The organism is Amycolatopsis thermoflava N1165 (assembly GCF_000473265.1).
Taxonomy (GTDB): Bacteria; Actinomycetota; Actinomycetes; order Mycobacteriales; family Pseudonocardiaceae; genus Amycolatopsis_E; species Amycolatopsis_E thermoflava.
This window is the reverse complement of record NZ_KI421511.1, coordinates 5,611,797-5,638,563: the sequence shown is the minus strand read 5'-3', so window position 1 is coordinate 5,638,563 and position 26,767 is coordinate 5,611,797. Positions and strand designations below refer to the sequence as shown.

The following is a 26,767-nucleotide window of genomic DNA, read 5'->3' as shown; positions in this document are numbered from 1 at the left end:
GTGACCCTGCTGGCTCCCGGCGCCCGGATCGTCGACGCCGAAACCGGCGCCGTCCTCGACGGCCCGGCGCTGATCACCGAGGTCGAACGGCGGGCCGACGAGCTCGCGGCCCTGCCGGACGGCGTGCTGTTCGCCCGCACCGGCGTCGACCTGAGCGGGGTGCTCACCTACGTCGCGGCGGTGCAGGCCGGGCGCGCGGTGGCGCTGTTCGACCCGGCGCTCGACGTCCCGGTGCTCGCCCGCCTGATCGAGCGGTTCCGCCCGTCGGCAGTGCTCGACGCGCCCGCCGCCGAGCCGCCGGCCGGGTACCGGGCCGCCGGGGGGAAGTGGCTGCGCCTGGACCCGGACGGGGTGCGTCCGCACGGTGACCTCGCCGTGTTGCTGCCGACCAGCGGCTCGACCGGCAACCCGAAGCTGGTGCGGTTGTCCCGCAAGGCGATCCTGACCAACGCGCACGCGATCGCCGACGTGCTGGGTATCGACGAGCGCGAGGTCGCGCCGACCACGCTGCCGCTGCACTACGCGTACGGCCTGTCGGTGCTCAACTCGCACCTGGTCAGCGGCGCGACGGTGGTGGTCGAGCGGGAGGGCATCCTCGGCCGCGGGTTCTGGGACACGGTGGCCGCGCACGAGTGCACGTCGGTCGCCGGGGTGCCCTACCACTACGAGATGTTGCGGCGGTTGCGGTTCGACCCGGCCGCGAACCCGGGCGTGCACACGCTCACCCAGGCCGGCGGCCGGATGCGACCGGAGCTGATCGCCGAGTTCGACACGTTGATGCGGTCGGCGGGCGGGCGGATGTTCGTGATGTACGGCCAGACCGAGGCGGCGCCGCGGATGGCGATCATGCCGTCGGAGCGGCTGGCGGAGAAGATCGGCTCGGTGGGGCCCGCGCTGCCCGGCGGGCAGTTCGCGATCCGCCGCCCGGACGGCGGCGACACCACGCACCCCAAGATCACCGGCGAGATCGTCTACCGCGGGCCGAACGTGATGATGGGCTACGCCTCGAGCGCGGAGGAGCTGGCGCTGGGCGACGAATGCGGCGGCGTGCTGCCCACCGGCGACCTCGGGTACCTCGACGAGGAGGGTTTCCTGTTCGTCACCGGGCGGCTCAAGCGGATCGGCAAGGTCTTCGGCAACCGGATCAGCCTGGACGACCTGGAGGCCGCGACGCGCGCGACGGGCCTGGGGATCGACATCGTGGCCGCCGTCGCGGCCGACGACAAGGTGGTGCTCTTCGCGGAGGGCGCCGAGGCCGACACCTGCAAGGCGGCGTCACACGCGCTCTCCGACCGGCTGCACCTGCACGCATCGGGCTTCGACGTCCGCCCGATCGACACGATCCCGCTGCTGGCCAGCGGCAAGATCGACTACCAGGCGCTGGAAGACCAGGTCTGATCGGGCGCGGGGCGGGCAGCCGACCCTCGACCTGCGCCCGCTTGCCCCGCCTCCCGCCGCCTGGCCCCGCTGCTGCGGGGGCTCGCCTGCCTCAACTACCCCGGGCCTGCGCCGATGCGGCTTCGGCCGGCCTGGCCCGATCCGCGTGCGCGGGCCGTGCCCTGCACCGGCACGGCATCGGCCGAGCAGGCGCTCGCCTCGCGAGCGGGCCCCGCACCCCCTTCCACCACCGCGGCCGCCCACGCCCACCCCACCCAGCACCCCCCGAAATGTCTCAGCGACGAAACAATCCGGCCCCGGGAGCGATACCTACGGCAAGGGTGGAGCGGCGTCACGGAGGGTGAGAGGTGCCTGGTGCCCTGGTCGCCGCGTGGCTGGCGCTGGCGGGGGTGGTGATCGCGGCGTGGCCGCGCGTCCCGACGCAGCGTGCGAGCCGGGGCTGGATCCTGTTCCTCGTTCTCGTGTTCGCCCTGGTCCTGCAGCTCGTCGTGGCCACGGTGCCGGACGACGCGTTCGTCACGTTCCGCTACGCCCGCAACATGGCCGAGGGCTACGGCGCCGTCTACACGATCGGCGAGCGCACCCAGGGCCTGCCGAACTTCCTGTGGCTGGTGCTGGTCACGCTGCCGCGGGCGTTGTTCGGTGCGGACGTCGTCGCCGGCGCGGTCGTGCTGGGCGTCGCGTGCGCGCTCGGCTGTGTCGTCGTGGCGTACCTGCTGGCGAAGCGGTTCACGAACAACGCCGGGATCGTCGCGGCGCTGCTCACCGCGGGCGCCAGCCTGCTCGCCGCGCACGGGCTGGCCGGCACCGAGACACCGCTGTTCGTTCTGCTCGTGCTGGCCGGGTGCCTGGCCCTGGTCACCGGCCACCCGGTGGTCGCCGGCGTGCTCGCCGCGCTGGCCGTGATGACCCGCTCCGACGGCGTGGTGTTCGCGCTGCTCGGCGAGGTCTGGCTGCTGACGGCGGCGGTGCGGCGCCGGTCGAGCTGGTGGGGTCCCGCCGGCTACCTGCTGGGCGCGCTGGTGTTCCTCGTGCCGTGGTGGGCCTGGGAGGCGACCTACTACGGGCACCCCCGGAGCGGCTGGCCCGCGTCGTCCCACCTGCCGTACGGCTTCCTGCTGTGCGCACTGGCCGCGGTGGGCGTGGCCGTGGCGTCCGGCAGAACGAGCAACCGCCCGTCGCCGCGGCCCCGGCGGCGGCTGGCCGAGCGGCGCGTCGTGCCCGTGGTCGCGCTCGTGCTGTGCGCGGTCAGCGTGCCGGCCGCGTTCGCCGCGCAGCAGGTCGTGCACGTCGACCGCCAGCGGATGGCGCAGACCACGGAGATCGGTCACTGGCTGCGTGACCGCCTGCCGTCCGGCTCGAACATCGACACCTTCGGCAACGCCGCGCTGGCCTACCGCGCCGGCCCGCGGATGATGATCACGGGCGTCACCGGGCCCGCTTCCGAGGACGAGTACGCGCCGGTCGCGCTCTTCGGCCTGCCGGTGCTCGCCGCGCCGCTGGCCTGGTACTCACCGGCGCAGGACTGCGGGATCGCGGAGAAGTACGCGCAGCGCTACGAGGTCGCCACCTTCCAGCGCGCCGGGCTGGGCTGGCTGACGCTGTACCTGCGCGCCGACAGCGAGTCCCGCCTGCTGTCCCAGCTCTCCGCCGACCAACGGCTGACGTACGTGCCCTGCCCCTAGAACCAGCGCTCGAGGACCTGCGCGACGCCGTCCTCGCTGTTCGGGCTCGTCACCTCGTCCGCGATCGCCAGCACGTCGGGGTGCGCGTTCGCCATCGCCACGCCGTGCCCGGCCCACTTGAGCATCTCCAGGTCGTTGGGCATGTCGCCGAACGCGATGATTCGCTCGACCGGCACGCCGAACCGCTCGGCCACCTCGGCGAGCCCGGTCGCCTTCGTGATGCCGTGCGCCGCGATCTCGATCAGCCCGCCGCTCGCGGAGAACGTGATGTCCACGGACTCGTCGAGCACCGCGCGCGCCGCCCGCGCCATCTCGTCCGACGTCATGTCCGGGTGGCTGACCAGCAGTTTCACCGCGGGCCGTCCGACGATCTCGGCCCGGGACACCGGCACGCCCTCGCCGTCGCCCCACGGGTTGTGGTAGCCGTGCTCGACCACCAGGTGCTCGACGTCGGGGTCGAGCGCGCGGCGGCCGACCCGTTCGGCGGCGAACCCGGCGCCCGGCAGCGCCTTCGTCAGCTCGTGCACGGCGTCGTTGAGCATCATCGGCTCCAGCGCGCCGTGCACCCCGACCACCTCGTCCGCGCCGATGTCGTACAGCACGGCGCCGTTCGCGCACACCGCGTAACCGGTCAGGCCCCCGGCCTGCGCGACGGACGGGATCCAGCGCGGCGGGCGGCCGGTGGCGAGCACGACCGGGATCCCCGCGTCGGTGGCCCGACGCAGCACGGCGGCGGTGCGGGGGGACATCCGTTCCATGGGGTCGAGCAGGGTGCCGTCCACATCCGACGCGATCAGCAGGGGTTTCTCCACACCCCCATTGTCCCTTGGGGTGCGGGCCGACGGATTGTCGGTGCTGACCGATAGCGTGGGCCGGTGCGCGTTGGCATCGTGATTCTTCCCGAGGACAGGTGGTGGGCGGCCGAGCCGAAGTGGCGGGCTGCCGAGGAGTACGGCTTCGACCACGCCTGGACCTACGACCACCTGGGCTGGCGCTCGCTGGTCGACGGCCCGTGGTTCGCCGCGGTGCCCACGCTGACCGCCGCGGCCATGGTGACCACCACCATCCGGCTCGGCACGTTCGTCGCCTCGCCCAACTTCCGCCACCCGGTGCCGTTCACGCGCGAGCTGATCACCCTCGACGATGTGGCCGACGGCCGCCTCATCCTGGGTGTCGGCGCGGGCGGCCTCGGTTACGACGCCGGCGTGCTGGGCGGCGAGGAGCTCACCCCGCGCCGGCGGTCGGACCGGTTCGCCGAGTTCGTCGAGGCGCTCGACGGGCTGCTCATCACCGACGGGTTCGACTACGAGGGCACGTATTACACAGCCCGCGGCGCGCGCAATCTGCCCGGTTGCGTGCAGCGGCCGCGAATTCCGTTCTTGATCGCCGCCAACGGGCCGCGCGCGATGAAAGTTGCCGCAACTTATGGTGGCGGCTGGGTGACCACCGGACCGCGGGCCGAATCGCTCGACGAGTGGTGGCAGGGCGTCGCCGAGCTGTCCCGGCGCTTCGACCAGGTGCTGGCCGAGAACGGCCGGGCGGGCGAAGAGGTCCACCGGTACCTCAGCCTCGACTCCTCCCCGGTGTTTTCCCTGGTCAGCGCCCAGGCGTTCACCGACGCGGCCGGCCGCGCCGCGGACCTCGGCTTCACCGACGTGGTCGTGCACTGGCCGCGATCGTCCGGCCCGTACGCCGGCCGGGAGGCCGTGCTCGAAGAAGTGGTGGCCGACGTGCTCCCGGGCCTGCGCGAAGCGCAATAGTGAATGTGGGTGCGATTGCCCTCAGTAGCGTCGGTACCCTCGCTTCCCGTGAGCGAGCACACGAGCAACACTGACGTCACCGACGCCGAATTCGCCGGGTACGACCTGGTCGTCGTCGGCTCCGGCTTCTTCGGGCTGACGGTCGCCGAGCGCGCGGCCAGCCAGCTCGGCAAGCGCGTGCTCGTGCTGGAACGGCGTTCCCACCTGGGGGGCAACGCCTACTCCGAGGCCGAGCCGGAGACCGGCATCGAGGTGCACCGCTACGGCGCGCACCTCTTCCACACGTCGAACAAGCGGGTCTGGGACTACGTCAACCAGTTCACCGAGTTCACGAACTACCAGCACCGCGTGTTCGGCAAGTACAAGGGGCAGGTCTACCCGCTGCCGATGAACCTGGCGCTGATCAACCAGTTCTTCGGCAAGTCGCACACGCCGGACGAGGCCCGCGCGCTGATCGCCGAGCAGGCCAGCGAGATCAACACCGCGGACGCGCAGAACTTCGAAGAGAAGGCCATCTCGCTCATCGGCCGCCCGCTGTACGAGGCGTTCTTCCGCGGCTACACCGCCAAGCAGTGGCAGACCGACCCGAAGGAGCTGCCGGCGGGCAACATCACCCGCCTGCCGGTGCGCTACACCTTCGACAACCGGTACTTCAACGACACCTACGAGGGCCTGCCGGTCGACGGCTACACGGCCTGGCTGGAGCGGATGGCCGACCACGAGCTCATCGAGGTCCGCCTGAACACCGACTACTTCGACGTCCGCGACCGCATCCCGGCCGGCACGCCGACCGTTTACACCGGCCCGCTGGACCTCTACTTCGGCTACTCCGAGGGCCGCCTGGGCTGGCGCACGCTCGACTTCGAGCAGGAAGTCGTCCCGACCGGCGACTACCAGGGCACGTCCGTCATGAACTACAACGACGAGGACGTCCCGTTCACCCGGATCCACGAGTTCCGCCACTTCCACCCGGAGCGGGACTACCCGAAGGACAAGACGGTCATCGTCCGCGAGTACTCGCGTTTCGCGAACGACGACGACGAGCCGTACTACCCGATCAACACCCCGGACGACCGGGCGAAGCTGGAGCGGTACCGGGAGCTGGCGAAGGCCGAGGCGCGCGAGCGCAACGTGCTCTTCGGCGGCCGCCTCGGCACCTACAAGTACCTGGACATGCACATGGCCATCGGTTCGGCGCTGTCGGTCTTCGACAACAAGATCGCCCCGCACCTGACCGAGGGCGCCCCCCTGGACGGGAGCATCGATGCTTGAGAAGAAGCCGGAGCGCGCCGCCGAGATCGAGGTGCTCTCCAAGGTCCAGGGCGCCCTGAAGCGCCCGGCCACCGTGAAGGCCGCCCGCGGCCTGTCCCACTTCGGTGAGCACGCGATCGGGTGGTTCGCCGCCGGTCTCGTCGGCGCCGCGGTGGACCGCAAGCGCCGCAAGGACTGGCTGGTCGCGGCCGCGGGCGTGGTCGGCGCGCACGGCGCGTCGATCGCCGTGAAACGGGTGGTCCGGCGGCCCCGCCCGCAGGACCCGAGCGTCGAGGTCCTGGTCGGCACGCCGAGCCGGCTGAGCTTCCCGTCCTCGCACGCCACGTCCACTACGGCGGCGGCGGTGCTCTACTCGGGATTGACCGGGCGTAACCTGGTTCCCGCGCTCGTCCCGCCGATGTTGGCGTCCCGGCTCGTGTTGGGGGTGCACTACCCGACCGATGTGCTCGCCGGCGCCGCGCTCGGCGGTGTGGTCGGAGGTCTGCTGCGCAGGAAAATCCGCAAAAAGGGGTAGGGAACCACCCGTGACCAAATCAGTGAACAACGCCGCGGAAGCCGAGATCGTGGACGAAACCAGCGAAACGGCCGAGGCGAAGACCGCGCAGTCGGCGGAGACGGCGGAGTCGGCCGAGACGGCGACCGAACCGGCTCCGGCGGCCAAGCGCGGCCCGGTGGGCATGGTCCTCGGCGTCGCCAAGACCGCGCGGCCGAAGCAGTGGGCGAAGAACGTCCTGGTCTTCGTCGCGCCGTTCACCGCGGCCCAGATCACCAACGGTTCGGTGCTGCTGGACGCGGTCATCGCGTTCGTGGCGTTCAGCCTGGTCGCGTCGTCGGTGTACCTGATCAACGACGCGGTCGACGTGGAGGCCGACAAGGCGCACCCGACCAAGCGGAACCGGCCGATCGCGGCCGGGATCGTGCCGGTGCCGGTCGCGTACGCGGCCGCGGTGCTGTTCTTCGGCGTCGGCCTGGGGCTGTCGTTCCTGGCGAGCCCGGAACTGGCCATCGTTCTGGGGGTCTACGAGGCGGTCCAGCTGGGCTACTGCTTCGGCCTCAAGCACCAGCCGGTGATCGACCTGGCGATCGTCGGGTCCGGCTTCCTGATGCGCTCGATCGCGGGTGGTGTCGCCGCCGGCATCGCGCTGTCGCAGTGGTTCCTGCTGGTCACGGCGTTCGGTTCGCTGTTCATGGTGGCGGGCAAGCGCTACGCCGAGATCATGCTCTTCGAGCGCACCGGGGCGAAGATCCGCTCGTCGCTGAAGAAGTACTCGGCCAGCTACCTGCGCTTCGTGTGGGCGACCGCGGCGGCGATCCTGATCATGTCGTACTCGCTGTGGGCGTTCGAGCTGCGTGAGGGCGCCGACCAGTCGGTGTGGCCGGTCATCTCGATGGTGCCGTTCGTGATCGCCGTGCTGCGCTACGCGGTCGACGTGGACGGCGGCACCGCGGGCGCGCCCGACGAGATCGTGCTCAAGGACCGGATCCTGCAGGTCCTCGGCGTGCTGTGGGTCGCCACCCTCGGGATCACCTTCTACCTGTGACGACCACCTTGGCCCGGCCCGGCGGCGGCACGTCGACCGAACCCGCTCCGCGCCCCGCGCTGACCCGCCTCGGACCCGGCCGGACGCTGGCCGAGCTCGTGCTGGGCACGGTCGCGGCGGTCGTGTTCAGCCTGGTCCTGCAGTTCGGCTCGAACAAGCTGGGCGTCGACCCGGGCACGTACGTGCCGGACGCGCTGGTCAACCTGGCCGTCGCGGTGATCGTCGTCGGGTTGTTCGGGTCGCTGGCCTACAGCGGCGCGGCCCGCTGGCCGCTGTGGGTGCGCCTCGGCGGCAGCTGGGCGGCGCTGACCGCGCTGTCCACCCTGCTGCTGGCGATCCCGCTGCAGGGCACCCGGTTCTTCCTCGGCGGCTCCAGCGTGGACAACACGTTCCGCCTGCAATACCTGGAGCGCCTGACCGAGACGGCCGGGCTGGCCGACGTGAACTACCACGGGCTGGCCGCCTACTACCCGGGCGGCTGGTTCTGGCTGGGCGGCCGGTTCGCGAACCTGCTGGGCCTGGAGGGCTGGGCCGCCTACAAGCCGTATTCGATCACCTGGGCCGCGGTGTCCGGGGTGGTCGCGTTCGTGTTGTGGAGCCTGGTCGTGCGGCGCCGGATGGCGCTGCTGGCCTCGGTCGCCACGGTGCTGGCCGGGTTCGTCGCCCTCGCGCCCGAGGAGCCGTACGCGTGGCCGACCACCGCCTGGCTGCCGCCGGTCATGCTGCTGGCCTGGCACGCGCTGCGCTCGCGTGAGCGGGTGCCGGCCTGGACGCTGCTGCTGATCGGCGTCTACCTGGGCTTCTCCGCGGTCACCTACACGCTGCACGTCGCGTACGGCGTGGCCGCCGTGGTGGTGCTGGCGCTGGTCGCGCTCGCGCTGGACGTCCGCGCCGGGCAGCAGCCGTGGCCCGTGGTGCGGCGGTTGCTGTTGCGCCTGGTGGTCATCGGCGTGGTCACCGCGGTGCTGGCCCTGATCACGTGGGGCCCGTTCATCCTGGCCGGCGGGCTGGGCAAGCCCAACGTCGCCGCGCACTTCCTGCCCGAGATCAGCGCCTACTTCCCGATGCCGTTCACCTCGGCGAACGCGTTCGGCGTGCTGTGCCTGGCCGGGCTCGTGTGGCTGGTGCTGCGCGCCCGACGCGACCCGGTCGCGCTGGTGATGCTGGTGCTGGCCGCGCTGGTGTACGCCTGGTTCGCCTTGTCGAACCTCGCGCTGCTGGTCCGCACCACGCTGCTGTCGTTCCGGTTCATCGTGACCGTCGACGTGGTGCTCGCGGTCGCCGGCGTGTTCGCGCTCGTCGAGCTGGTGCGGGTGCTGCCGCGGCTGATCGGCCGGGTCCGCCCGGTGCGGACGGTCGCGTTCGCGCTGGCCGTGCTCGGCGCGGTGTCGGTGTCCCAGACGATCGTGGGCACGACCATGAAGGATTCGGTGGACACCGCCGAGTCCGACTACTACCCGGACGGCTGGACCGCGAGCTTCGGGCACGACCCGGAGCAGGACGGATACTGGACACCGCAGCTGATCAGCACGATCGCCGAGCTGACCGGGCGGCCGCCGACCGGCAACATCGTGTTCTCGGCGCACGACCGGCTGTTGTCGTTCGAGCCGTACTGGGGTTTCCAGCAGACCACGCCGCACTACGCGAACCCGCTGGCCGGCTATACGCAGCGCAACGACGAGATCCGGTCCTGGGCGACCGCCCGGGACTCGGCCGACCTCCTCGCGCGGCTGCGGTCGAACCCGCACGAGGCGCCCAACGTCTTCGTGCTGCGGCGCGCCGACGACGGGAAACTGCTGGCGCCGGTCGTGTCCGACACGTTCCCGCGTGCCGTGCCGATCCGGGTCGACGAGGTCGGATTCGCGCCGGAACTGTTCTCGGCACCGGAGTTCGAGCGGCGCGACGTCGGTCCGTTCACGGTGATCGTGGACTCGTCGGCACCACCGATTAGCTGAATGTGTGAGTTTCTCGTAAACTGCTTCGCACAACACTCGTTGATCGGAAACGCAGAGGGGGCACCGGCGTGACCTACCCCCTGTACCGCACCGGCACGATCGCCGTCGTGGACGGCGTCGCGCACCGGGTTTCGTATGCGGTGGGCGACAACTACGTGCACTTCCCGCAGGTGCGGGACGCGCGGCCGGCGCCGTTCCCGCGCCAGGAACTCGCCGGCCCGGTTCCGGTGGAGATGTGTGAACGCGTTTTCTCGGTGCAGGTCTACGCCACCTACCGGGACCACCGCGTGATGGTCGACGCGGCGTACGACAACGGCACCGCACGCGTGCTGGAAGCCGAATGGGACCACGAGTGGGCCACCATCAACGGTTTCGTCCAGGAGAACTCCTACGAGTACTACAAGACCGTCGACATGCGGGATCTGCGTGACTACGCGGAACGGCAGAACGACCTGTTGTTCACGCGGTGGCGGGCGGCGCGGTTCGCGCGGCCGGTCGAGGGCATCACGCCGCACGGCGGCTGGCCCAACGGCCAGGCCGCGGTGGTCAGCGGCCGCCCGCGGTCCGGTGTGCTGGAGACCGAAGGCGGCCGGGTCGCCGAGGTGAGCACGCGCGCGGAGTACCTCGGTTCGTCGTGCGAGGTAGCGGGGATCACTTTGGACGGTTCGGTCGGGGTGCACTACCTGGGCAGCGATTTCGAGCGCGCCGAGGCCGACGGGTTCCGTCCGGATGCGGACGGCCGCTGGTCCAAGACGGTGCACATCTTCGATCTGGCGCGCTACCACGAGGTCCACCGGGACCTGCTGTTCGACCAGTGGCGTGAGTCGAGGGATAGCCTGGCCCGATGAGGCAACCACGGAACCAGGCCCGGGCGTGTGCGTGAAGTGACACAGGTTCTGGACGTTTCAGACGAGGTCGACCGCACCGCTCGCCGGCCGCGCCGCGCGCTGCCCGGAGATCCGGCGTTCTGGCTCACCGGGACGCTGGCCGCACTGGTCGGCGTGGTGTTCGTGGCCAGTGGCATGGCGTGGAACCAGGGCAAGCTGATCGCGCCGCTCGACGACGTCTACATCCACCTGCAGTACGGGCGGCAGCTGGGACTGGGGCACTTCTTCCAGTTCAACACCGGTGACGAGATCAGCGCCGGGGCGAGCAGCCTATTGTACGCCCTGGTGCTGGGTGCGGCGTACCTGGTGGGGTTCCACGGCACGTTCTTCCTGGTCTTCGCGATGGGGTTCGGCATCCTGTGCTTCGCGCTGGCGACCGGGCTGGTCACGGTGCTGGGCACGAAACTGGTGTCGCGTTCGGTCGGTGTGTGGTCGGGTGTCCTGGTCGCGTTGAGCGGGCCGCTGGCGTGGGGTTCGGCCAGTGGCATGGAGGTCGGCCTGGTCATGCTGCTGGTGGTCGCGACGCTGCTGGCGTTCGTGACCGAGCAGCCGTGGGCGCGGTTCCGGTGGACGCCGGTCCTGGGCGGTCTGCTGGCGCTGGTGCGGACCGAGGGCCTGATCCTGGCGGTGACGCTCGCGTTCGCGGCGTTGTGGACGGTGTGGGCGCACCGGCACATGACCCGTCCGCGGCGGACGGTGCTGCGAGCACTGTGGACACTGCTGCCGATCGCGGTCGGCGTGGCCCAGTTGCTGTTCTACAAGATCGCGACGGGAACGGCGTCGGCGAACGGCATCCAGTCGAAGTCGTTCCTGCACGATCGGCCGGTGTTCTGGCTGAGCGAGTTCGCGGACCGCACGATGGCGAACGCGCGGGCGTTCGTGAGCATCTTCCTGGGTTTCGACGGGCAGGACTACGCGTTCCCGGGCGCGTTGCTGGTGTTCGCGGCGGGGATGGTCTACGTGTTCCTGACGCGGCCGACGTGGCGGCCGATGCTGTACGCGCTGGCGGCCGGGTTGCTGCTGATCCTGGTTTCGGTGTCCACTTTGAACACCGCGCTGGTGCACGAGCTGCGGTACGTGCAGCCGTTCATGCCGGTGTTCATCCTGTTCGTGGTGATCGGCGTGTACGGGCTGAGCCGGATCGCGGCGCGGGAGCGGGCGCGGCGGATCTCGTTGCACGGCGCTCTGGTGGTGGTGCTGGTGTTGTCGCTGGCGACGCTGCCGAGCTGGTCGGTGCGGTTCGGCCGGGCGACGGCGGCCATTCGCGACACGGACGTGTCGGTGGCGCAGTGGGTGCGGGGGAACCTGCCGCCGGGTTCGGTGGTGGCGGTGAAGGACGTCGGCGCGGTCGCGTACTTCGGCGGGCACCGGGTGCTGGACCTGATCGGCTTGGGCACCAACGGTTTCGCGGCGCCGGCGAACAACGGCACGGGTTCGTTGTACGAGGCGCTGAAGCACCTGCCCGCGGCGGAGCGGCCGGGGTACTTCGCGGTGTACGACCCGTGGCCGGGGCCGTCGATGGAGCCGCTGAAGGACGTCGGGGTGTTGCGGACGCCGTCGGAGATGAGTTTCGAGGTGCAGGCGCAGCCGGATCTGGGTGGGCGGATGATCGTCCCGTTCCGGTGGCTGAACGTGTACGAGGCCGACTGGTCGCTGGCGGGGAGCGGTGACGAGCAGGCGGTGCCTGGTGAGTTGCGGGACTACGTGAACGTGGGTGACCTGCGCAGCGAGGGGGAGCACGGGTACGAGCCGGTGCTGGCCCAGGTGGGTACGCAGCCGTGGACGTCGCTGGGCCGGGTGGGCGACGTGATCGACAGCGCGCGCCCCATCGTCGGCGGGGAGAAGTTCATGGCGCACAACCTGGTGCCCGGCCGCCCCCTGACGCTGACGTCCCGCACGGCGATGCACGGAACGGTCTTCGACATGCGGGTGCTGGTCAACGGCGTGGAGGCAGGCGTGTGGACGCGCGATTCCCAGCAGGGGACGTGGTCGACGTACAGCTTCACGGTGCCGGCCGAGCTCGTCACGGCGCCATCGGTGGAGGTCGAGATCCAGCAGCCGCGCCCGCTGCTGAACCCGTACCCGGACTACACCTCGTACGGCTACTGGCTGAGCCAGTAGGCCACGCTGCCCGGCTGTCAGAGCGCGTGGCGCCGCCACCGGCGCGTGACCGGCCTCTGCTGCGCTCCGGCCGCTCTGGCGCCGCCTCCGCCCTGCTGTGCGCGGCTCTGGTGCCGCAACGGCCGCGTGACTGGCCGAGCCGCGCCCGGGTCCTCTGCTGTGCGCGAACTTGGTTGCCGGACAAGATCGGCGGCTGGTGTGCTGGACGCATGAGTGACGAGAAGCCCGCACTGGTCCTGCACCTGGCCACCGGCGGCGAGCCGCTGATGTTCGCGCTGCCGCCGGAGGACGTCGAGGAGCTGGAAAAGGAGCTGCACCTGCTGCTCGAGCACGGCTCGGTGCAGACGGTGAAGACCAAGGAGGGAGCGAAGGTGAGCGTGAACTTCAGCCGGGTGGCCGTCGCGTACATCGACGACCTGCAGCGGAAGAACAAGGTCTTCGGCCTGCGCTGAGCCGCCCACGCGCCGCGGCAGGTGCGCTCAGCCGCGGCTGCATGGTTGGCCAGTTGGCGGTGCCACGTGGGTGCCAGCCGCACCTGCACGAGCGGGCCAGCGGCAGCGGTACGAGTGGCCCAGCGGCGGTGGCACGAGGGGTTTAGCGGCGGCGGCACGAGCGCGTCAGCCGCGGCCGCACGAGGCGGCTGCTCGCGCCAGCATGGTTGGGCCAGCGGCGGTGCCACGAAGGGACCCCACGTGCACCCACGAGGGGCCCGGCGGTGGCCGCGCGAGAGGTTCAGTCGTGTCGGCACGAGTGGCCCACTGGTGGTGCTTCAGGAGGGCCGTTCGCGCTGGCACGAGTGAGGCTGTGGTGGCCGCGCCAGGAGGGGCCGGTCGTCCCGGCGTGAGCGGGCCAGCGGCGGCCCAGCGGCGCGCCCCCGCCGTCGATGGCGGTGGCATGAGTGGGCCAGTCACGTCGGCGTGAACGGCTCAGCGAAGGCGCTGCGAGAGGGCCCGCGGCGCTCGACGAGAGGCCCGGCCGCGCCCCAGGCGAGGCCCAACCCGCCCCAGGCGAGGCCCTACCCCGCGACCGCCCATGAGAGGCCCAGCCGCGCGCCACGAGAAGCCGAGCCGCGCGCCAGGAGAGGCCTAGCCACGCGCCAGGAGAGGCCCAGCCGCGCGCCACGAGAGGCCCAACCGCGCCCCCGAGAAGCCCAGCCGCGCCACGAGAGGCCGAGCCATGAGAGGGCCAGCCACGCGCCGCGAGAAGCTCAGCCGCGCGCCGCGAGAAGCCGAGCCGCGCGCCGCGAGAAGCCCAGCCACGTGCCACGAGAAGCCCAGCCACACCCCACGAGAAGCCCAACCACACCCCACGAGAAGCCCAGCCGCGCCGCGAGGAGCCAAACCGGGCCGACGAGAACCCCGCCCCACCACCAACCCCACCCACGAACACCCCAAGAAAACAAAACCGGCCCTGCCGCAAAGCAGCAGGGCCGGCCAAACCGAAAAGAACCTCAGAGCCGGTACAACCGCTTCCAGTTCTCGCGGCTCGTGAGCTGCGGCAGGGCTCGCTTGTACTGCGCCTGCACCGCGTGCCCCTCCTTGCGCAGCCGGTTCAGGGTCTTCATCGCGCGCTTGCCCAGTTCGAACATGCGTTCCCGGTCGTACTTGCGCACCCGCACGCCCTCCTGGGACGCGTCGGTCACCACGGCCGTGTCGAAGAGCGCCACGTGCCACCAGTGGGCCTCGTCGTTCGGCACGGCGCCCAGCGCGAAGCGGGACCGGCCGCGCAGCCGGTCGAAGACCCGCTTCACCAGGATCAGCCGCTGCAGCGCGGGGCGCGGCGCGGCGTTGATGATCCCGATGTCGTTGGACGCGATGCCGGGCACCTCGGTGGCGTCGTGACGCTTCGTCTCCGGGTACTGGGCCCGGATGGCTCGAATTTCCTGCATCGCGGCGACACCGCCGTCCTCCAGGATCGACGGGCCCTCCAGGAAGTCCTCGACCGCCTTGATCAGCGTGTGCGTCAACCCGTACTGCATCCCGAGCAGGTACCGGACCACCTGGGCCATCAGCGTCCGGCACACCACGTTCAGGTTGAAGTCACTGTGCAGCGCCGCGGTGATGATCGAGTTGCGCAGGTTGAAGTACCGGTGCCACTCGTCCCAGTCCTTCCAGTGGAAGTCGGCGTGCCAGACACCCGCGCCGGGCAGCGTGACCGTCGGGAAGCCGTGCGCCCGCGCCCGGTAGCTGTACTCGGCGTCGTCCCACTGGAAGAAGAACGGCATCGGGTACCCGATGGCCTTGACCACCTCGTACGGGATCAGGCACGACCACCAGCCGTTGTAGCCGGCGTCGAGCCGCTTCTCCTGGCGGTTCGGCTCGCCGGTCTCCTCGTCGACGCCCAGCAGGTCGGCCGTGTGCAGGCTGTGCTCGACCGGCACCCCCGGCTCCAGCTTCTCCAGCCGCGCGTACTCGGCACCCACGTGCAGCTGGTGCGGGTGCAGCAGGTTCAGCATCTGCCCGCCGACGATGACCGGGTTCGCGGCCATGTTCGAAAACGCCGTCATCCGCACGACCAGGTCCGGCTCGAGCAGCACGTCGTCGTCCATGAACAGCACGTTCGCGTGCTCGGTCTCGGTGTGCCCGGCCACCTCGTACAGGCCGCGGGTGAACCCGCCCGCACCACCCAGGTTCGGCTGGGTGATGTACTTCAGCTTGTCGCCGAGGTCGGCCGCGACCTGCGCGAACCCCTCGCGCGAGTCGACCCGGTCGGTGCCCTGGTCGGCGACGTAGATGGCGTCCAGGGTGTCCAGCGACTGGAGGTCACCGGCCAGCGCCTGCAGGTTCTTCAGGCAGTCGTCGGCGCGGTTCATCGTGCAGATGGTCACCGCGGTCGGCCGGATCTTCTCCGGCGGCTCGACGGTCCACCGCACCCGCTCCACGGTCAGCCGCTGCCCGGCCTGGGTCTCCAGGTCCAGCCACAGCGCGCCGCCGTCGTAGAACTTGTCGATCTTGACGTCGAACGCCACGGCCGCCCCGTCGGCGCCTTCGACCTCGCGCGCCTCGATCGTGCGCGGCTCGCCCTCGACGTCGGACGCGCGCACCGCGAGCTGGCCTGCCCCGCTCACGACCGCCTCGACCCGGACCTGGCGTACCTTCGTCCAGCGCTGCCAGTAGCTGGCCGGGAACCGGCCGAAGTAGGTGTTACCGGACACACGCGCCGACGGCTCCAGCGTCACGCCGTCGCGGCCGCGGTTCACGACACCCTCGAGCACCTCGGAGTAGAGGTCCTTCGAAACGATGGGCGACGGCCCGGCGTACAGCCCGCGCTGCGCGGTCAGGCGGCCGTGGGGAACGTGTTCGGCGAACGTGGTCTGGTCCTCTTTCGCCTGGGCTCCGTTGGTCTTCGCCTTCGCGGGGGCAGGCTGTCCCGCGGCAGTCTTGCCGGCCATCAGTTCTCAGTCCTCCAGGGGAATCCGACTAGCGCCAGCCAAGTTACACGGGTCACCTGTGAAGGAATCACGAGCCGGACTCCGGCGAAACATCGGTCACACCTTGTTCGCGGAAGACAACCCACTTGAGCATCACGAAGTTGATCGCGGTCGCGGTGCCCTGCGAGATCACCCACGCGACGGTCGGCTTGAACGCGAACTCGCCGAGCACGTGCAACATCAGCGCGTTCACGCCGACGGCCACGAAAAAAGTGACGCCGTACAGCAGGACGAAGCCGCCGATCTGCCCCTTGCCGTCTTTGCGGCCACCGGAGAACGTGAACTTCCGGTTAAGGAAAAAGGCGGTCGTGGTGCCGACGATGAAACTGATCGCGCGCGCCACCGTGTCCCACGGAGCGTAATCAAGTCCGATCGCTCGTAGCACCGTGTAGGTACCGAGATCGAGCAACGCGCAAAATCCGCCGATCAGCGCGAATCGCACCAACTGGCCGAGCAGGCCCGGGCTCGCCTTCGCCGTCACTGCCTGCTCCTGCGGTTCCGTAGACACCACTGCACTACCTCGCCAGCGTGCGATTTCCAGGACCGGAAAAGTGTAGAAGCGCCTCGGTCAAAGCCGCCCCCCGGGGATGGTTACCCTGGTCCGGGTGAACACGACACCGCATACCGAGCGGCGGACACTCACCGGGTGGGGTCGCACCGCCCCGACCGTCGCAGACGTGCTGACCACGCCGGACGTGGAGACGATCGCCCGCGCGGTGGCGCAGGCCGGCGAGCGCGGCGTGATCGCCCGCGGGCTCGGCCGCTCCTACGGGGACCCGGCGCAGAACGCCGGTGGTCTCGTCATCGACATGACCGCCCTGAACACGATCCACTCGATCAACCCGGACACCGGAGAGGTCGACCTGGACGCCGGGGTGAGCCTCGACCAGCTGATGAAGGCCGCGCTGCCGTACGGTCTGTGGGTCCCGGTGCTGCCCGGAACGCGCCAGGTGACCATCGGTGGCGCGATCGCCAACGACATCCACGGCAAGAACCACCACAGCGCGGGCAGCTTCGGCAACCACGTGCTGTCGATGGACCTGGTGACCGCGGACGGACAGATTCGCACGCTGACCCCGGAGGGCCCCGAGTCGGAGCTGTTCTGGGCGACGGTCGCGGGCATCGGCCTGACCGGCATCATCGTGCGCGCGAAGATCCGCATGAAGAAGACCGAGAGCGCCTACTTCATCGTGGACGCGGACCGCACGTCGAGCCTGGACGAGACCCTGGAGCTGTTCAGCAACGGGTCCGACCTGAACTACGACTACTCGATGTCGGTGCCGGACCTCATCAACTCCGACAGCCGCCTCGGCCGGGCCACGTTCTCCCGCGGCTCGCTGGCCAAGCTGGACCAGCTGCCGCCGAAGCTGCAGGCTGATCCGCTCAAGTTCGACGCGCCGCAGCTGATGACGCTGCCCGACGTGTTCCCCAACGGCCTCGGCAACAAGCTGACGTTCGGGATGCTGAACAACATCTGGCAGCGCACGGTGCCGAAGAAGGGCGCGCGCGGCAAGATCCAGAACCTGACGCAGTTCTACCACCCGCTGGACATGCTCAGCGAGTGGAACCGTGCCTACGGTTCCAAGGGTTTCCTGCAGTACCAGTTCTCCGTGCCGTTCGGCCGGGAGGACGCGCTGAAGGACCTGTGCCGCAAGATCGCGACGTCGGGCCACTACTCGTTCCTGAACGTGTTCAAGCGGATGGGCGAGGGCAACCGCGCGCCGCTGTCCTGGCCGTCGCCGGGCTGGATGCTGTCGGTGGACTTCCCGATCAAGGACGGCCTCGGCCGCTTCTGCACCGAACTCGACGAAGACGTCCTGGCCGCCGGTGGGCGGCTGTACACCGCGAAGGACTCGCGCACCACGCCGGAGACCTTCGCGAAGATGTACCCCCGGCTGGAGGAGTGGCGCAAGATCCGCCAGTCGGTCGACCCCGAGGGCGTGTTCGCGTCCGACATGAGCCGGAGGCTTGAACTGTGATCGACGCTGTTGGCAACCCCCAGTCGCTGCTGCTGCTCGGCGGCACCTCGGACATCGCGCTGGCCATCGCGCAGAAGTACCTCGCCGACGCGCCCGAGCTGCGCGTCGTGCTGGCGGCGCGGGCGTCCGAGCGCCGCAAGCTCGCCGCGGAGAAACTGCGCGCGGCAGGCGCCTCGGTGTCCGAAGTGGACTTCGACGCGAAGGACACCGCATCGCACCCCGCGGTGCTGGACCAGGCGTTCGCGCAGGGTGACATCGACGTGGCCGTGGTGGCGTTCGGCCTGCTCGGCGACAACGAGGAGGCGTGGCAGAACCACGCCACCGCGGTCGAGCTGGCCACGGTGAACTACACCGCGGCGGTGTCGGTCGGCGTGGCGCTGGCGGACAAGCTCAAGAAGCAGGGCCACGGTTCGGTGATCGCGCTGTCCTCTGTGGCCGGTGAGCGGGTGCGGCGCTCGAACTTCGTGTACGGCTCGACCAAGGCCGGCTTCGACGGGTTCTACCTGGGCCTGGGCGAGGCGCTGGCGCCGTCCGGCGTCAAGGTGACGGTCGTGCGGCCGGGCCAGGTCAAGACGAAGATGACCGAGGGCCTGGGCAAGGCGCCGCTGGAGCAGACGGCCGAGCAGGTCGCCGAGATCGCCGTCGACGCGGCGCGCAAGGGCAAGGACCTGGTGTGGGCGCCCGGCGCGTTCCGCGCGGTCATGTCGGTGCTGCGGCACGTGCCGCGGCCGATCTTCCGCAAGCTGCCGATCTGATCGGTTCCACGCGAAAGGCCCCGGGCACGAGAGGTGTCCGGGGCCTTTTTCACGTTCAGCAAGCCGCTTCAGTCCAGCGGCTCCAGTAACAAGAGCGGGATCCGGCGGTCGGTCTTCCGCTGCCACTCGAGGTACGTCGGCCAGACCGCGACGCCGTACTCCCACCACTCGCGCCGCTCCTCGCCGTCGAGCTCGCGGGCGACGTAGGTCTTCTTGACCGGGCCGTCCTGCAGCTCCACCACCGGATGCGCACGGATGTTGCTGACCCAGCCCGGATTCGCGCGGCCGCCGCCGTTGGACGCCACCGCGAGGTACTTCCCGTCCTTCTCGATCCGCATGATCGGCGACTTGCGGATCTTGCCGGTCTTGGCGCCGACGGTCGTGAGCACGATGATCGGGCCGCCGCCGGGCTCGTTCAGGTTGGCTTCGCCGTTGGACGCCTCGAACCTCTCCACCGCTTCGCGGACCCAGTCAGTGGGGCTCGGTGCGTACTCTCCCCCGGAGGGATCACTCATGTCCACCACAAGGCGGTCGGCGGCCGTGCTATTCCTGCCACCGACGATCAGTAGCGGAAGAAGCGTTCCCGCTGCCCCTGCCGCACCAGCTTGAGCCACTGCACGAACGCGCCCGGGTCCCGCTTCACGCCCACGAAGTACAGGCCGAACCGCAGGATCTCCAGCGCGCCGATCTTGCGCATCCCCGGCTGGGACAGCAGGTAGCCGCGGTTGCGGTAGGTGTAGTAGCGCTTGACCTCGTTCTCCGGGTCCTGCGCGTGGAACCGTCCGCCGAGCATCGGTTTGAACTCGTCCGAGCCGTCCGGGTGCAGGTAGGACACGCGCAGCGAGGTGCCGAACGGCAGTCCGGAACGGACCAGCCGCCGGTGCACCTCGACCTCGTCGCCGCGCACGAACAGCCGCAGGTCCGGCACGCCGACCACGTCCAGGGTGGACGACCGGAACAACGCGCCGTTGAACAGCGACGCGATGCCGGGCAGGAAGTCGGTGCCCAGCTCCGCCGAGGACCGCTTCCAGGTCAGGCCCCGGCGCAGCGGGAACGCCAGCTTGTCCGGCGCGTTGATGTTGGTGACCATCGGCGAGATCTCGGCCAGACCGCGCTTCTCGGCCTCCTCCAGCAACACCGCCAGCACCGTCTCGTCGGCCGGGCGGCCGTCGTCGTCGGCCAGCCACACCCACTCCGCGCCCAGCGCGAGCGCGTGCAGGATCCCGAGCGCGAACCCGCCCGCGCCGCCCAGGTTGTGGTGCGACGGCAGGTACGTGTACCGCCCGGGGAACGACTCCACGACGTCGCGCGCCGGCTGGTCCGGACCGTTGTCCACGACCACCAGGTGGTCCACCGGCCGGGTCTGCGCGGCGATGATCTTCAGCGAATCCGCGAGCAGCTCACGGCGGTGCCGCGTGACGACCACCGCCGCCACACCGCCCGGTCGCATCGGAGCCTGCTCCGGACCGCTCATGTCACTCCCCGCCCTGTACCGCCGGCGCGGCGTCGATCCGCTGCGCGGCTTCCGCGCTGATGTTCTCGAACGGGTCCCGGCCCTTGTACGCGGTGAGCACCTCGCGCAGGCCGCCCCGCATCTTCATCCGGCCCTCGTCCATCCAGATGGCCGTCGTGCACAGCTCCAAGAGTAGGTCGTCGGCGTGCGAGGCGAAGACCAACATGCCGGAGCGGTTCACCAGATCCACCAGCCGGTCCCGCGCCTTGTTGAGGAACGCCGCGTCGACCGCGCCGATGCCCTCGTCGAGGATCAGGATCTCCGGGTCGATCGTGGTGACCACGCCCAGCGCGAGCCGCACGCGCATACCGGTCGAGTAGGTGCGCAGCGGCATCTGCAGGTAGTCGCCGAGCTCGGTGAACTCCGCGATGTCGTCGACCCGCTTCTCCATCTGCTTGCGCGTCATGCCGAGGAACAGGCCGCGGATCATGATGTTCTCGTAGCCGGAGATCTCCGGGTCCATGCCGACGCCGAGGTCGAACACCGGCGCGACCTTGCCCTGCACGCGGGCCAGGCCGCGGGTGGGCTCGTAGATGCCGGACAGCAGCCGCAGCAGGGTCGACTTGCCCGCCCCGTTGTGGCCGACCAGCCCGACCCGGTCACCTTCGCGCAGCGACAGGGTGATGTCCTGCAGCGCCTCGATGATCGGCACCTTGGACTCGGTGCCGATCTTGCCGCCGACCTTGCCGAGGACCTTCTTCTTCAGCGACCGCGTCTTGGCGTCGAAGATCGGGAAGTCGACGTACGCGTTCTGCACATCAATGCTGACCATGGTCTGTTCTCACACCCAGTAGGAGACGCGGGCCCGGTAGTTGCGCATGGCGACGAGCGCGAGCAGCCAGCCCACGACCGTGATGCCACCCACGGCGACCCAGCTCCAGATGCTGACGGCCTGCCCGATCAGCGGCGCGCGCAGGATCTGGACGAAGTGGTAGATGGGGTTCAGGTGGATGATCGGCTCCGCCCAGCTGGCGGCACCACCGCGCTGACCGGACTTGAGCTGGTCGATCGGCCAGACGATCGGGGTCAGGTAGAACAGCAGCTGGATCAGCGAGTTGATCACCTGCGGGATGTCCCGGTACCGCGTCGAGATGATGCCCAGCAGCAGCGTCACCCAGACGCCGTTGAACGCGAGCAGCAGAAACGCCGGGATCGCGGAGAGCGTGTACCAGCCAAGTCCGGGGTGGCAGATGTTGTCCGGCGTGCACATCCCGCTCTGCGACAGCGCGTAGTCGTCGTTCAGGCTGCCGAAGAAGACGCCGACCACGACCACGATGACGATCAGGTTGTGCGCGAACATCAGCGTCTGCCGCCACACCGTGCGCAGCGCGTAGACGGTCAACGGCGCGCGGATCTGCTTGATCAGACCCTCGTTCGCGATGAACGTCTCCATGCCCTCGGTGAGGCAGCCGCTGATGAAGGCCCAGACGATGAACCCCGCGCTGATGTACGGCAGGAACGTCTGGATGTGCATGTTGAACAGCTGCGAGTACAGCAGCCCCAGGCCGAGCGCGATCACGCCCTGGCTGATGGTGATCCAGAACGGGCCGATCACCGACCGGCGGTAGCGCTGCTTGATGTCCTGCCAGCCGAGGTGGCTCCACAGTTCGCGCTGGCGGAGTCCTTCCTTGATGTCGCCGAACGCGCGCCCGAAGGTGCGACTGTCCGACAAGGGCGGAAGCTCAGCCGCGCGGGCGAGATCTTCGCTGGTCTGGTCGACCGTGCTGGTGGCTTGCACGGGACCTAGCGTAGCGAGCGGGACACGCGCACTCCGGGCAGGGCGGAGACGCCCGATTTGGCTGATCGTCGGGCGAAATCACGCTGTGCCACCGTGCATGACGGGAGCGTGCGCGGATCGGCGCGTACGCTCACGCCCGTGATCCGGTCGCTCGGCGCCGCGGACCGCGTTGACCAGGCGGGGTGCGCACCGGAACGGCCGGGGTGGGGAAGGGCGGCTGAATGACCACTGTCGAGGCGCCGCGGCGCCGCACTCCGATCCGCGGCTGGGTGTGGGCGGCGGTCGCGGCGTTGCCGGTCGCGTTGACGGCGGCGTGGATCGGGCTCGGCCACGACGTCCGGTACGTCCTGGGCGGCCTGGACGTCAGCCCGTTCGGCGCCACCGGCACGTTCGTGCACCGGCCGCTGGCCTACCGTTGGCTGGCCGAGGGGCTGAGCGTCTTCGACGTCGGCTCGGTCGGCGTCGGCGAGGGGCTGGTCCGGCTGGTCGCCCTGGCCCTCACGGCGGGTGCGGCGTGGTGGTTGCGCGCCGGGCTGCGCCGGCGGCTGCCGACCGGGGAGGCGTCGGCGGTGGCCGCGGCCGTCGGGCTGGCCCTGGCGCTGGCCCCGAACTGGGACTTCCTGCAGCCCGAGTGGGTCGCGGCCGTGCTGGGGACCGCCGCGATCGGGGCCGCGCTGCGGACGTCGGGCCTGCTTGCCGGGCTGCTGTTGGCGCTGGGGGTGCTGGTCGGGTACACCACCCTGCCCACCGCGTTGATCGCGCTCGGCGTGATCGCCGTGCTGGACCGGCGGAGCGCGGCGCTCGCCGGGATCACCGCCGCGGTGTCCGGGCTCGCGCTGTTCGGGCTGAGCCTGCTCGCGCCGCGGGAGTGGCGGTGGCTGCGGGAGGCGTGGCTGCTCAACGACGGGATGGCCCGCGACCTCGGTTCGATCGTGCGGTTGGTGGCCAACGAGGCCATGCTCGTGCCGCTGGTCGCGGTGCTGCCGGCGAGCCTGGTGGTGCTGGTGCGCGTGTCCCGGCGGCGCTGGGCCTGGCCGGTGCTGACGGTGCTCGCGCTGGCGCTCGTGCTGGGTGCGGCCGTGGTGCAGGGGCAGTGGTTCCAGTTCCACCTGGCCGCCTGGGTCCCGCTGGCCGCGGGGGTGTGGGCGCTCGCCGTGGCGCGCTGGACGCTCGTGCACGGGCGCCCGCCGTGGGCGCTGGTCGGGGCGACGGTCGTGGTGTTGTTCGCCGCCCGGGTGTGCCTGGGCGCGTCCTACGCGTGGCGCTCCGGGCACGGCGCGCTCGCCTACGGGCTGCTCGCCGGCCTGGTCGTCGCGGCCACGCTGGCCTGCGCGTTCGAACCCGGCCGCGGCGGACGGCAGGTGCTGTCGGTGCCGGTGCTGGTCGGGGTGCTCGCTCTGACGGTGCCCATCCTGCCGACCACGCCGTACTCGTTCGACGGCGTCCACGCCGACTACACCAACGCCGGCCGCGTCGACATCGAGCACAAGTTCACCGAGGAGATGCTGGCCGTCCGCGACCGCATCGGCGCGGACACTCCGGTGGTCTACCTGGCGTTCGGCGACATCGCCTACTTCACGGGCAACCCGACGCCGTGCCGCTACCCGTCGCCGGCCTACCTGCGGCGGGGCATGGACGTGCCGTCGGTGCGGGACACGGCCAGCTATGCGGAGAACCTCGCGTGCCTGTCCGACCCGTCCGTCCGGTACGTCGTCGTCCAGCCGCTCTGGATCGACGCGGCCGGCCTGGTCGAGGGCCGGTTCGACTGCTCGCGGGCGATCAGGAACGACGACGTGGTGGTCTGCCCGCGCGCCGAACGGTGATCCGCGCGCGGGCGCTCCGCTACAGGTACTGACCGGTCCCGCTGATCCCCGGCGCCTGGCCCTCCTGGCCGCCGCGCCCGGCAGGCAGCCCGCGGCGCATCTGCTCCAGCTGCACCCGCGCCGCCATCTGCTGCGCGAACAGCGCCGTCTGGATGCCGTGGAACAGGCCCTCCAGCCACCCGACCAGCTGGGCCTGCGCGATCCGCAGCTCGGCGTCGGACGGCGTGGTGCCGTCAGTGAACGGCTTCACCAGCCGCTCCAGCTCGCTCTGCAGCTCCGGCGCGAGCGCCTGCTCCAGCTCCTTGATCGAGGTCTGGTGGATCTCACGCAGCCGGTCGCGGCTCGCGTCGTCCAGCGGCGCGGCCCGCACCTCCTCCAGCAGCTGCTTGATCATGGTGCCGATCCGCATGACCTTCGCCGGCTCTTCGACGAGGTCACCGACCGACTCCTGGTGCTCGTCGTCCTCCCGCGGGATCCGGGCCGTGCCCACCGGCGAACCGTCCGGGCCCACCACGACCACGCGGTGGGGCTGCTCGTCGGGCGAGGGCGACTCGGAAAACTTCGGCTCCGTCATTGCTCCATCCTGGCTGGTTCGTCGACGCGCTGGGTTCGAGCCTAGCGTTCGCGGCAGCCCGCGGTCGGCGACAGCCCAACCCCGGACGCACTGCGAAACTACTCGTCCGTACGGTGTTGTCCATGGCGTTCGACGTCGCTCGAATTCGTGGGTTGTTCCCCGCGCTGGGTGACGGCTGGATCCACTTCGACGGCCCTGCCGGAATGCTGGTACCCGAACAGGTGGCCTCGGCCGTGTCGACGGCGATGCGTGCCCCGGTCTCCGGCCCGGGCGGCGCGTTCCCGGCGTCCCAGCGCGCGGAGAGCATCGTGACCGCGGCCAGGCGGGCGGTGGCCGATCTCGTCGGTGCCGATCCGGCCGGTGTCGTGCTCGGTTCGAGCGCGGCGGTGCTGTTGCGCCGGCTCGTGGACGCCCTGTCCGAGCGCTGGACGCTGGGCGACGAGGTGGTGGTCTCGCGCCTGGACGAGCAGACCAACATCGCGCCGTGGACGCACGGCGCGAAACGCGTCGGCGCGGTCGTGCGCTGGGCCGAGATCGACATCGAGAACTGCGAGCTGCCGGCCTGGCAGTACGAGAACCTGGTCAACGCCCGCACGAAGGCGGTGGCCGTCACCGCCGCGTCGGGCGCGGTCGGCACCCGGCCCGACGTGCCCACGATCGCCGAGTTCGCCAAGCGCGTCGGCGCGCTGGTGGTCGTCGACGCCACCGCGGCGGCGCCGTTCCTGCCGCTCGACATGAACGCGCTCGGCGCGGACGTGCTCGTGGTGTCCGCGCAGGCCTGGGGCGGCCCGGCTGTCGGCGCCCTCGTCTTCCGCGACCCCGACCTGCTGGAACGGCTCCCGTCCGCGTCGCTCGACCCCGGCGCCCGCGGCCCCGCCCGGCTGGAGCTCGGCCCGCACGCGTACCCGCTGCTCGCCGGGCTCGTCGCGTCGATCGACTACCTCGCCGGCCTGGACGACGCGGCCACCGGCTCCCGCCGCGAGCGGCTGGTGACCTCCCTCGGCTCGGCGAAGTCGTACCACGCGGGGCTGCTCGCCCAGCTCAGCACCGAGCTGCGTGCGCTGCGGCACGTCATGGTCATCGGCGACGCGATGCGCCGCATCCCGGCGCTGGCGTTCACCGTCACGGGCAAGAAGGCGCCGGAGGTCGCGGACTACCTGGCCTCGCAGGGTCTGTGCGCGTTCGCCGACCTCGGCACCAGCGGCGTGTTCGCCGCGCTCGGCGTCGGAGAGGTGGGCGGCGCGGTGCGGATAGCGCTCGCCCACTACTCCAACGTCTTCGAGGTCAACCAGCTGGTACGGGTGCTGGAAGAACTGCGTTAGCCGCGGACCGAGAGCAACACCTTGCCGAACACGCCGCCCTCCTCCAGGGCCTGGTGCGCCTTGCCCGCCTCGGACATCGGCACGACCTGACCGATCACCGGCCGGACCGCGCCCTCCGCGACCAGCGGCCACAGCCGTTCCCGCACGTCCGCGACGATCCGGGCCTTGTCGTCGACCGGCCGCGCCCGCAGGGTGGTCCCGGCGACGCTGGCGCGCTTGGTCATCAGCTTGCCGATGTTCAGCTCGCCCTTGACGCCGCCCTGCATCCCGATGATCACCAGGCGGCCGTTCGTCTTCAGCGCGCTGACGTTGCGGTCCAGGTACTTCGCGCCCATGTTGTCGAGGATGACGTCGGCGCCGCCGGTCTCGTCGCGGAGGACCTCGACGAAGTCCTGCTCCTTGTAGTTGATCGCGATGTCGGCGCCGAGCTGGCGGCAGCGGTCCAGCCGGTCGGCCGAGCCCGCGGTGACCGCGACCGTCGCGCCGAGCGCCTTGCCGACCTGGATCGCGTGCGTGCCGATACCGCCGGCGCCGCCGTGCACAAGCAGCACCTCGCCCTCGGCCAGGTTCGCGTGCATCACCACGTTCGACCACACGGTGCAGGCCACCTCGGGCAGGCCGGCGCTGGTGATGAGATCGACCTCGCCGGGCACCGGCAGCAGCTGACCGGCCGGCACGACGACGCGTTCGGCGTAACCGCCGCCGGCCAGCAGCGCGCACACCTCGTCGCCGACCTGCCAGCCCTCGACGCCCTCGCCGAGCTCGGCGACCGTGCCCGAGCACTCGAGCCCGAGGATGTCGCTCGCCCCGGGCGGCGGCGGGTAGTTGCCCTGGCGCTGCAGCAGATCGGCCCGGTTCACCGCGCTCGCCGCGACGTCGAGCAGGACCTCGCCGGGGCCCGGCCGCGGGTCGGGAACCTCGACCCACTCCAGGTTGTCCGGGCCGCCGGGTTCACGGAGCTTGATCGCATGCATGTGCCCGACCCTATTGCCGGGGTACACCGAATGCACGATT

Annotated in this window: 23 protein-coding genes; 14 read left to right on the top strand and 9 right to left on the bottom strand. The window is 70.7% G+C overall.

Annotated features, from left to right (window positions below):
* Both AMYTH_RS0127770 and AMYTH_RS0127765 read left to right on the top strand, forming a co-directional pair.
* Nucleotides 1-1,398, top strand: a complete 1,398-nt coding sequence (locus tag AMYTH_RS0127770) for an AMP-binding protein (RefSeq protein WP_027933000.1) — start codon at nucleotides 1-3, stop codon at nucleotides 1,396-1,398.
* Nucleotides 1,399-1,745: 347 nt separating this feature from the next.
* Nucleotides 1,746-3,083: an ArnT family glycosyltransferase gene (locus AMYTH_RS0127765; RefSeq protein ID WP_027932999.1), complete on the top strand. Its 1,338-nt coding sequence runs from the start codon at nucleotides 1,746-1,748 to the stop codon at nucleotides 3,081-3,083.
* On the opposite strand, the gene AMYTH_RS0127760 is transcribed toward AMYTH_RS0127765, so the two are convergent.
* A complete protein-coding gene (locus AMYTH_RS0127760; protein ID WP_017986193.1) occupies nucleotides 3,080-3,895 on the bottom strand; it encodes an HAD family hydrolase in 816 nt (271 codons plus the stop codon). The two genes, AMYTH_RS0127765 and AMYTH_RS0127760, sit on opposite strands and share 4 nt — an antisense overlap.
* 63 nt (nucleotides 3,896-3,958) lie before the next feature.
* Here AMYTH_RS0127760 and AMYTH_RS0127755 point away from each other — a divergent pair, with 63 nt between their 5' ends.
* From AMYTH_RS0127755 to AMYTH_RS0127720, 8 genes are all read left to right on the top strand, one after another.
* On the top strand, nucleotides 3,959-4,843 hold the full coding sequence (locus tag AMYTH_RS0127755; protein ID WP_027932998.1) for an LLM class flavin-dependent oxidoreductase: 885 nt from the start codon (nucleotides 3,959-3,961) through the stop codon (nucleotides 4,841-4,843).
* A 48-nt stretch (nucleotides 4,844-4,891) separates the two neighbouring features.
* On the top strand, nucleotides 4,892-6,115 hold the full coding sequence (glf, locus tag AMYTH_RS0127750; protein WP_020416449.1) for a UDP-galactopyranose mutase: 1,224 nt from the start codon (nucleotides 4,892-4,894) through the stop codon (nucleotides 6,113-6,115).
* Entirely contained in the window at nucleotides 6,108-6,629 is a 522-nt protein-coding gene (locus tag AMYTH_RS0127745) for a phosphatase PAP2 family protein (protein ID WP_017986196.1), read from the top strand. Before glf ends, AMYTH_RS0127745 begins: the two co-directional genes overlap by 8 nt.
* Nucleotides 6,630-6,678: 49 nt before the next feature.
* On the top strand, nucleotides 6,679-7,656 hold the full coding sequence (locus AMYTH_RS0127740; RefSeq protein ID WP_027932997.1) for a decaprenyl-phosphate phosphoribosyltransferase: 978 nt from the start codon (nucleotides 6,679-6,681) through the stop codon (nucleotides 7,654-7,656).
* Entirely contained in the window at nucleotides 7,653-9,611 is a 1,959-nt protein-coding gene (locus tag AMYTH_RS0127735) for an arabinofuranosyltransferase (protein ID WP_027932996.1), read from the top strand. Before AMYTH_RS0127740 ends, AMYTH_RS0127735 begins: the two co-directional genes overlap by 4 nt.
* A gap of 68 nt (nucleotides 9,612-9,679) precedes the next feature.
* Nucleotides 9,680-10,459 (top strand): hypothetical protein, encoded by a 780-nt coding sequence (locus tag AMYTH_RS0127730; RefSeq protein WP_027932995.1) that lies wholly within the window; start codon nucleotides 9,680-9,682, stop codon nucleotides 10,457-10,459.
* A gap of 36 nt (nucleotides 10,460-10,495) precedes the next feature.
* Nucleotides 10,496-12,619, top strand: a complete 2,124-nt coding sequence (locus AMYTH_RS0127725) for a hypothetical protein (protein ID WP_027932994.1) — start codon at nucleotides 10,496-10,498, stop codon at nucleotides 12,617-12,619.
* 209 nt (nucleotides 12,620-12,828) lie between these two features.
* Nucleotides 12,829-13,071, top strand: coding sequence for a hypothetical protein (locus AMYTH_RS0127720; protein WP_027932993.1), 243 nt, complete (start codon nucleotides 12,829-12,831; stop codon nucleotides 13,069-13,071).
* Between the two features lie 998 nt (nucleotides 13,072-14,069).
* Here AMYTH_RS0127720 and AMYTH_RS0127715 read toward each other — a convergent pair.
* Both AMYTH_RS0127715 and AMYTH_RS0127710 read right to left on the bottom strand, forming a co-directional pair.
* Nucleotides 14,070-16,010, bottom strand: coding sequence for a glycosyltransferase (locus AMYTH_RS0127715; RefSeq protein ID WP_027932992.1), 1,941 nt, complete (start codon nucleotides 16,008-16,010; stop codon nucleotides 14,070-14,072).
* A gap of 67 nt (nucleotides 16,011-16,077) precedes the next feature.
* The gene (locus AMYTH_RS0127710) at nucleotides 16,078-16,560 is read right to left on the bottom strand and encodes a GtrA family protein (protein WP_026153696.1); all 483 of its coding nucleotides are present in this window, start codon (nucleotides 16,558-16,560) and stop codon (nucleotides 16,078-16,080) included.
* Between the two features lie 76 nt (nucleotides 16,561-16,636).
* Here AMYTH_RS0127710 and AMYTH_RS0127705 point away from each other — a divergent pair, with 76 nt between their 5' ends.
* Both AMYTH_RS0127705 and AMYTH_RS0127700 read left to right on the top strand, forming a co-directional pair.
* Nucleotides 16,637-18,028 carry an FAD-binding oxidoreductase gene (locus AMYTH_RS0127705; protein WP_051079482.1) on the top strand — a complete coding sequence of 464 codons (1,392 nt, stop codon included), beginning with the start codon at nucleotides 16,637-16,639 and terminating at the stop codon, nucleotides 18,026-18,028.
* Nucleotides 18,025-18,783: a decaprenylphospho-beta-D-erythro-pentofuranosid-2-ulose 2-reductase gene (locus AMYTH_RS0127700; protein ID WP_020416458.1), complete on the top strand. Its 759-nt coding sequence runs from the start codon at nucleotides 18,025-18,027 to the stop codon at nucleotides 18,781-18,783. The genes AMYTH_RS0127705 and AMYTH_RS0127700 overlap by 4 nt, the downstream gene beginning before the upstream one ends.
* Before the next feature lie 68 nt (nucleotides 18,784-18,851).
* On the opposite strand, the gene AMYTH_RS0127695 is transcribed toward AMYTH_RS0127700, so the two are convergent.
* Genes AMYTH_RS0127695 through wzm form a run of 4 tightly spaced genes read right to left on the bottom strand, consistent with a single transcriptional unit; the run spans nucleotide 18,852 to nucleotide 22,034 of the window.
* Entirely contained in the window at nucleotides 18,852-19,298 is a 447-nt protein-coding gene (locus AMYTH_RS0127695) for a nitroreductase family deazaflavin-dependent oxidoreductase (RefSeq protein WP_084022865.1), read from the bottom strand.
* Nucleotides 19,299-19,345: 47 nt separating this feature from the next.
* Nucleotides 19,346-20,257: a galactofuranosyltransferase GlfT1 gene (gene glfT1, locus AMYTH_RS0127690; RefSeq protein ID WP_026153698.1), complete on the bottom strand. Its 912-nt coding sequence runs from the start codon at nucleotides 20,255-20,257 to the stop codon at nucleotides 19,346-19,348.
* Between the two features lies 1 nt (nucleotide 20,258).
* Entirely contained in the window at nucleotides 20,259-21,068 is an 810-nt protein-coding gene (gene wzt / locus AMYTH_RS0127685) for a galactan export ABC transporter ATP-binding subunit Wzt/RfbE (protein ID WP_017986208.1), read from the bottom strand.
* Nucleotides 21,069-21,077: 9 nt separating this feature from the next.
* Nucleotides 21,078-22,034: a galactan export ABC transporter permease subunit Wzm/RfbD gene (gene wzm / locus AMYTH_RS0127680; protein ID WP_017986209.1), complete on the bottom strand. Its 957-nt coding sequence runs from the start codon at nucleotides 22,032-22,034 to the stop codon at nucleotides 21,078-21,080.
* Nucleotides 22,035-22,255: 221 nt separating this feature from the next.
* Between wzm and AMYTH_RS0127675 the strand changes: the two genes are divergently transcribed.
* Nucleotides 22,256-23,857 carry a hypothetical protein gene (locus tag AMYTH_RS0127675; protein WP_027932990.1) on the top strand — a complete coding sequence of 534 codons (1,602 nt, stop codon included), beginning with the start codon at nucleotides 22,256-22,258 and terminating at the stop codon, nucleotides 23,855-23,857.
* Between the two features lie 19 nt (nucleotides 23,858-23,876).
* Here AMYTH_RS0127675 and AMYTH_RS0127670 read toward each other — a convergent pair whose 3' ends face one another.
* Nucleotides 23,877-24,431, bottom strand: coding sequence for a bacterial proteasome activator family protein (locus tag AMYTH_RS0127670; protein WP_020416463.1), 555 nt, complete (start codon nucleotides 24,429-24,431; stop codon nucleotides 23,877-23,879).
* A gap of 122 nt (nucleotides 24,432-24,553) precedes the next feature.
* Here AMYTH_RS0127670 and AMYTH_RS0127665 point away from each other — a divergent pair, with 122 nt between their 5' ends.
* Nucleotides 24,554-25,753, top strand: coding sequence for a cysteine desulfurase-like protein (locus tag AMYTH_RS0127665; protein WP_027932989.1), 1,200 nt, complete (start codon nucleotides 24,554-24,556; stop codon nucleotides 25,751-25,753).
* On the opposite strand, the gene AMYTH_RS0127660 is transcribed toward AMYTH_RS0127665, so the two are convergent.
* Nucleotides 25,750-26,727 carry an NAD(P)H-quinone oxidoreductase gene (locus AMYTH_RS0127660; RefSeq protein ID WP_027932988.1) on the bottom strand — a complete coding sequence of 326 codons (978 nt, stop codon included), beginning with the start codon at nucleotides 26,725-26,727 and terminating at the stop codon, nucleotides 25,750-25,752. The genes AMYTH_RS0127665 and AMYTH_RS0127660 overlap by 4 nt on opposite strands.
* Nucleotides 26,728-26,767: the final 40 nt, after the last annotated feature.

Bases quoted from the DNA above. Each gene is read 5' to 3' on its own strand.
- AMYTH_RS0127745 (WP_017986196.1), top strand. From the start codon at position 6,108: ATGCTTGAGAAGAAGCCGGAGCGCGCCGCCGAGATCGAGGTGCTCTCC.
- AMYTH_RS0127720 (WP_027932993.1), top strand. From the start codon at position 12,829: ATGAGTGACGAGAAGCCCGCACTGGTCCTGCACCTGGCCACCGGCGGC.
- AMYTH_RS0127715 (WP_027932992.1), bottom strand. From the start codon at position 16,010: ATGGCCGGCAAGACTGCCGCGGGACAGCCTGCCCCCGCGAAGGCGAAG.
- AMYTH_RS0127705 (WP_051079482.1), top strand. From the start codon at position 16,637: ATGGTTACCCTGGTCCGGGTGAACACGACACCGCATACCGAGCGGCGG.
- AMYTH_RS0127695 (WP_084022865.1), bottom strand. From the start codon at position 19,298: ATGAGTGATCCCTCCGGGGGAGAGTACGCACCGAGCCCCACTGACTGG.
- glfT1 (WP_026153698.1), bottom strand. From the start codon at position 20,257: ATGAGCGGTCCGGAGCAGGCTCCGATGCGACCGGGCGGTGTGGCGGCG.
- wzt (WP_017986208.1), bottom strand. From the start codon at position 21,068: ATGGTCAGCATTGATGTGCAGAACGCGTACGTCGACTTCCCGATCTTC.
- AMYTH_RS0127675 (WP_027932990.1), top strand. From the start codon at position 22,256: ATGACCACTGTCGAGGCGCCGCGGCGCCGCACTCCGATCCGCGGCTGG.
- AMYTH_RS0127670 (WP_020416463.1), bottom strand. From the start codon at position 24,431: ATGACGGAGCCGAAGTTTTCCGAGTCGCCCTCGCCCGACGAGCAGCCC.
- AMYTH_RS0127665 (WP_027932989.1), top strand. From the start codon at position 24,554: ATGGCGTTCGACGTCGCTCGAATTCGTGGGTTGTTCCCCGCGCTGGGT.
- AMYTH_RS0127660 (WP_027932988.1), bottom strand. From the start codon at position 26,727: ATGCATGCGATCAAGCTCCGTGAACCCGGCGGCCCGGACAACCTGGAG.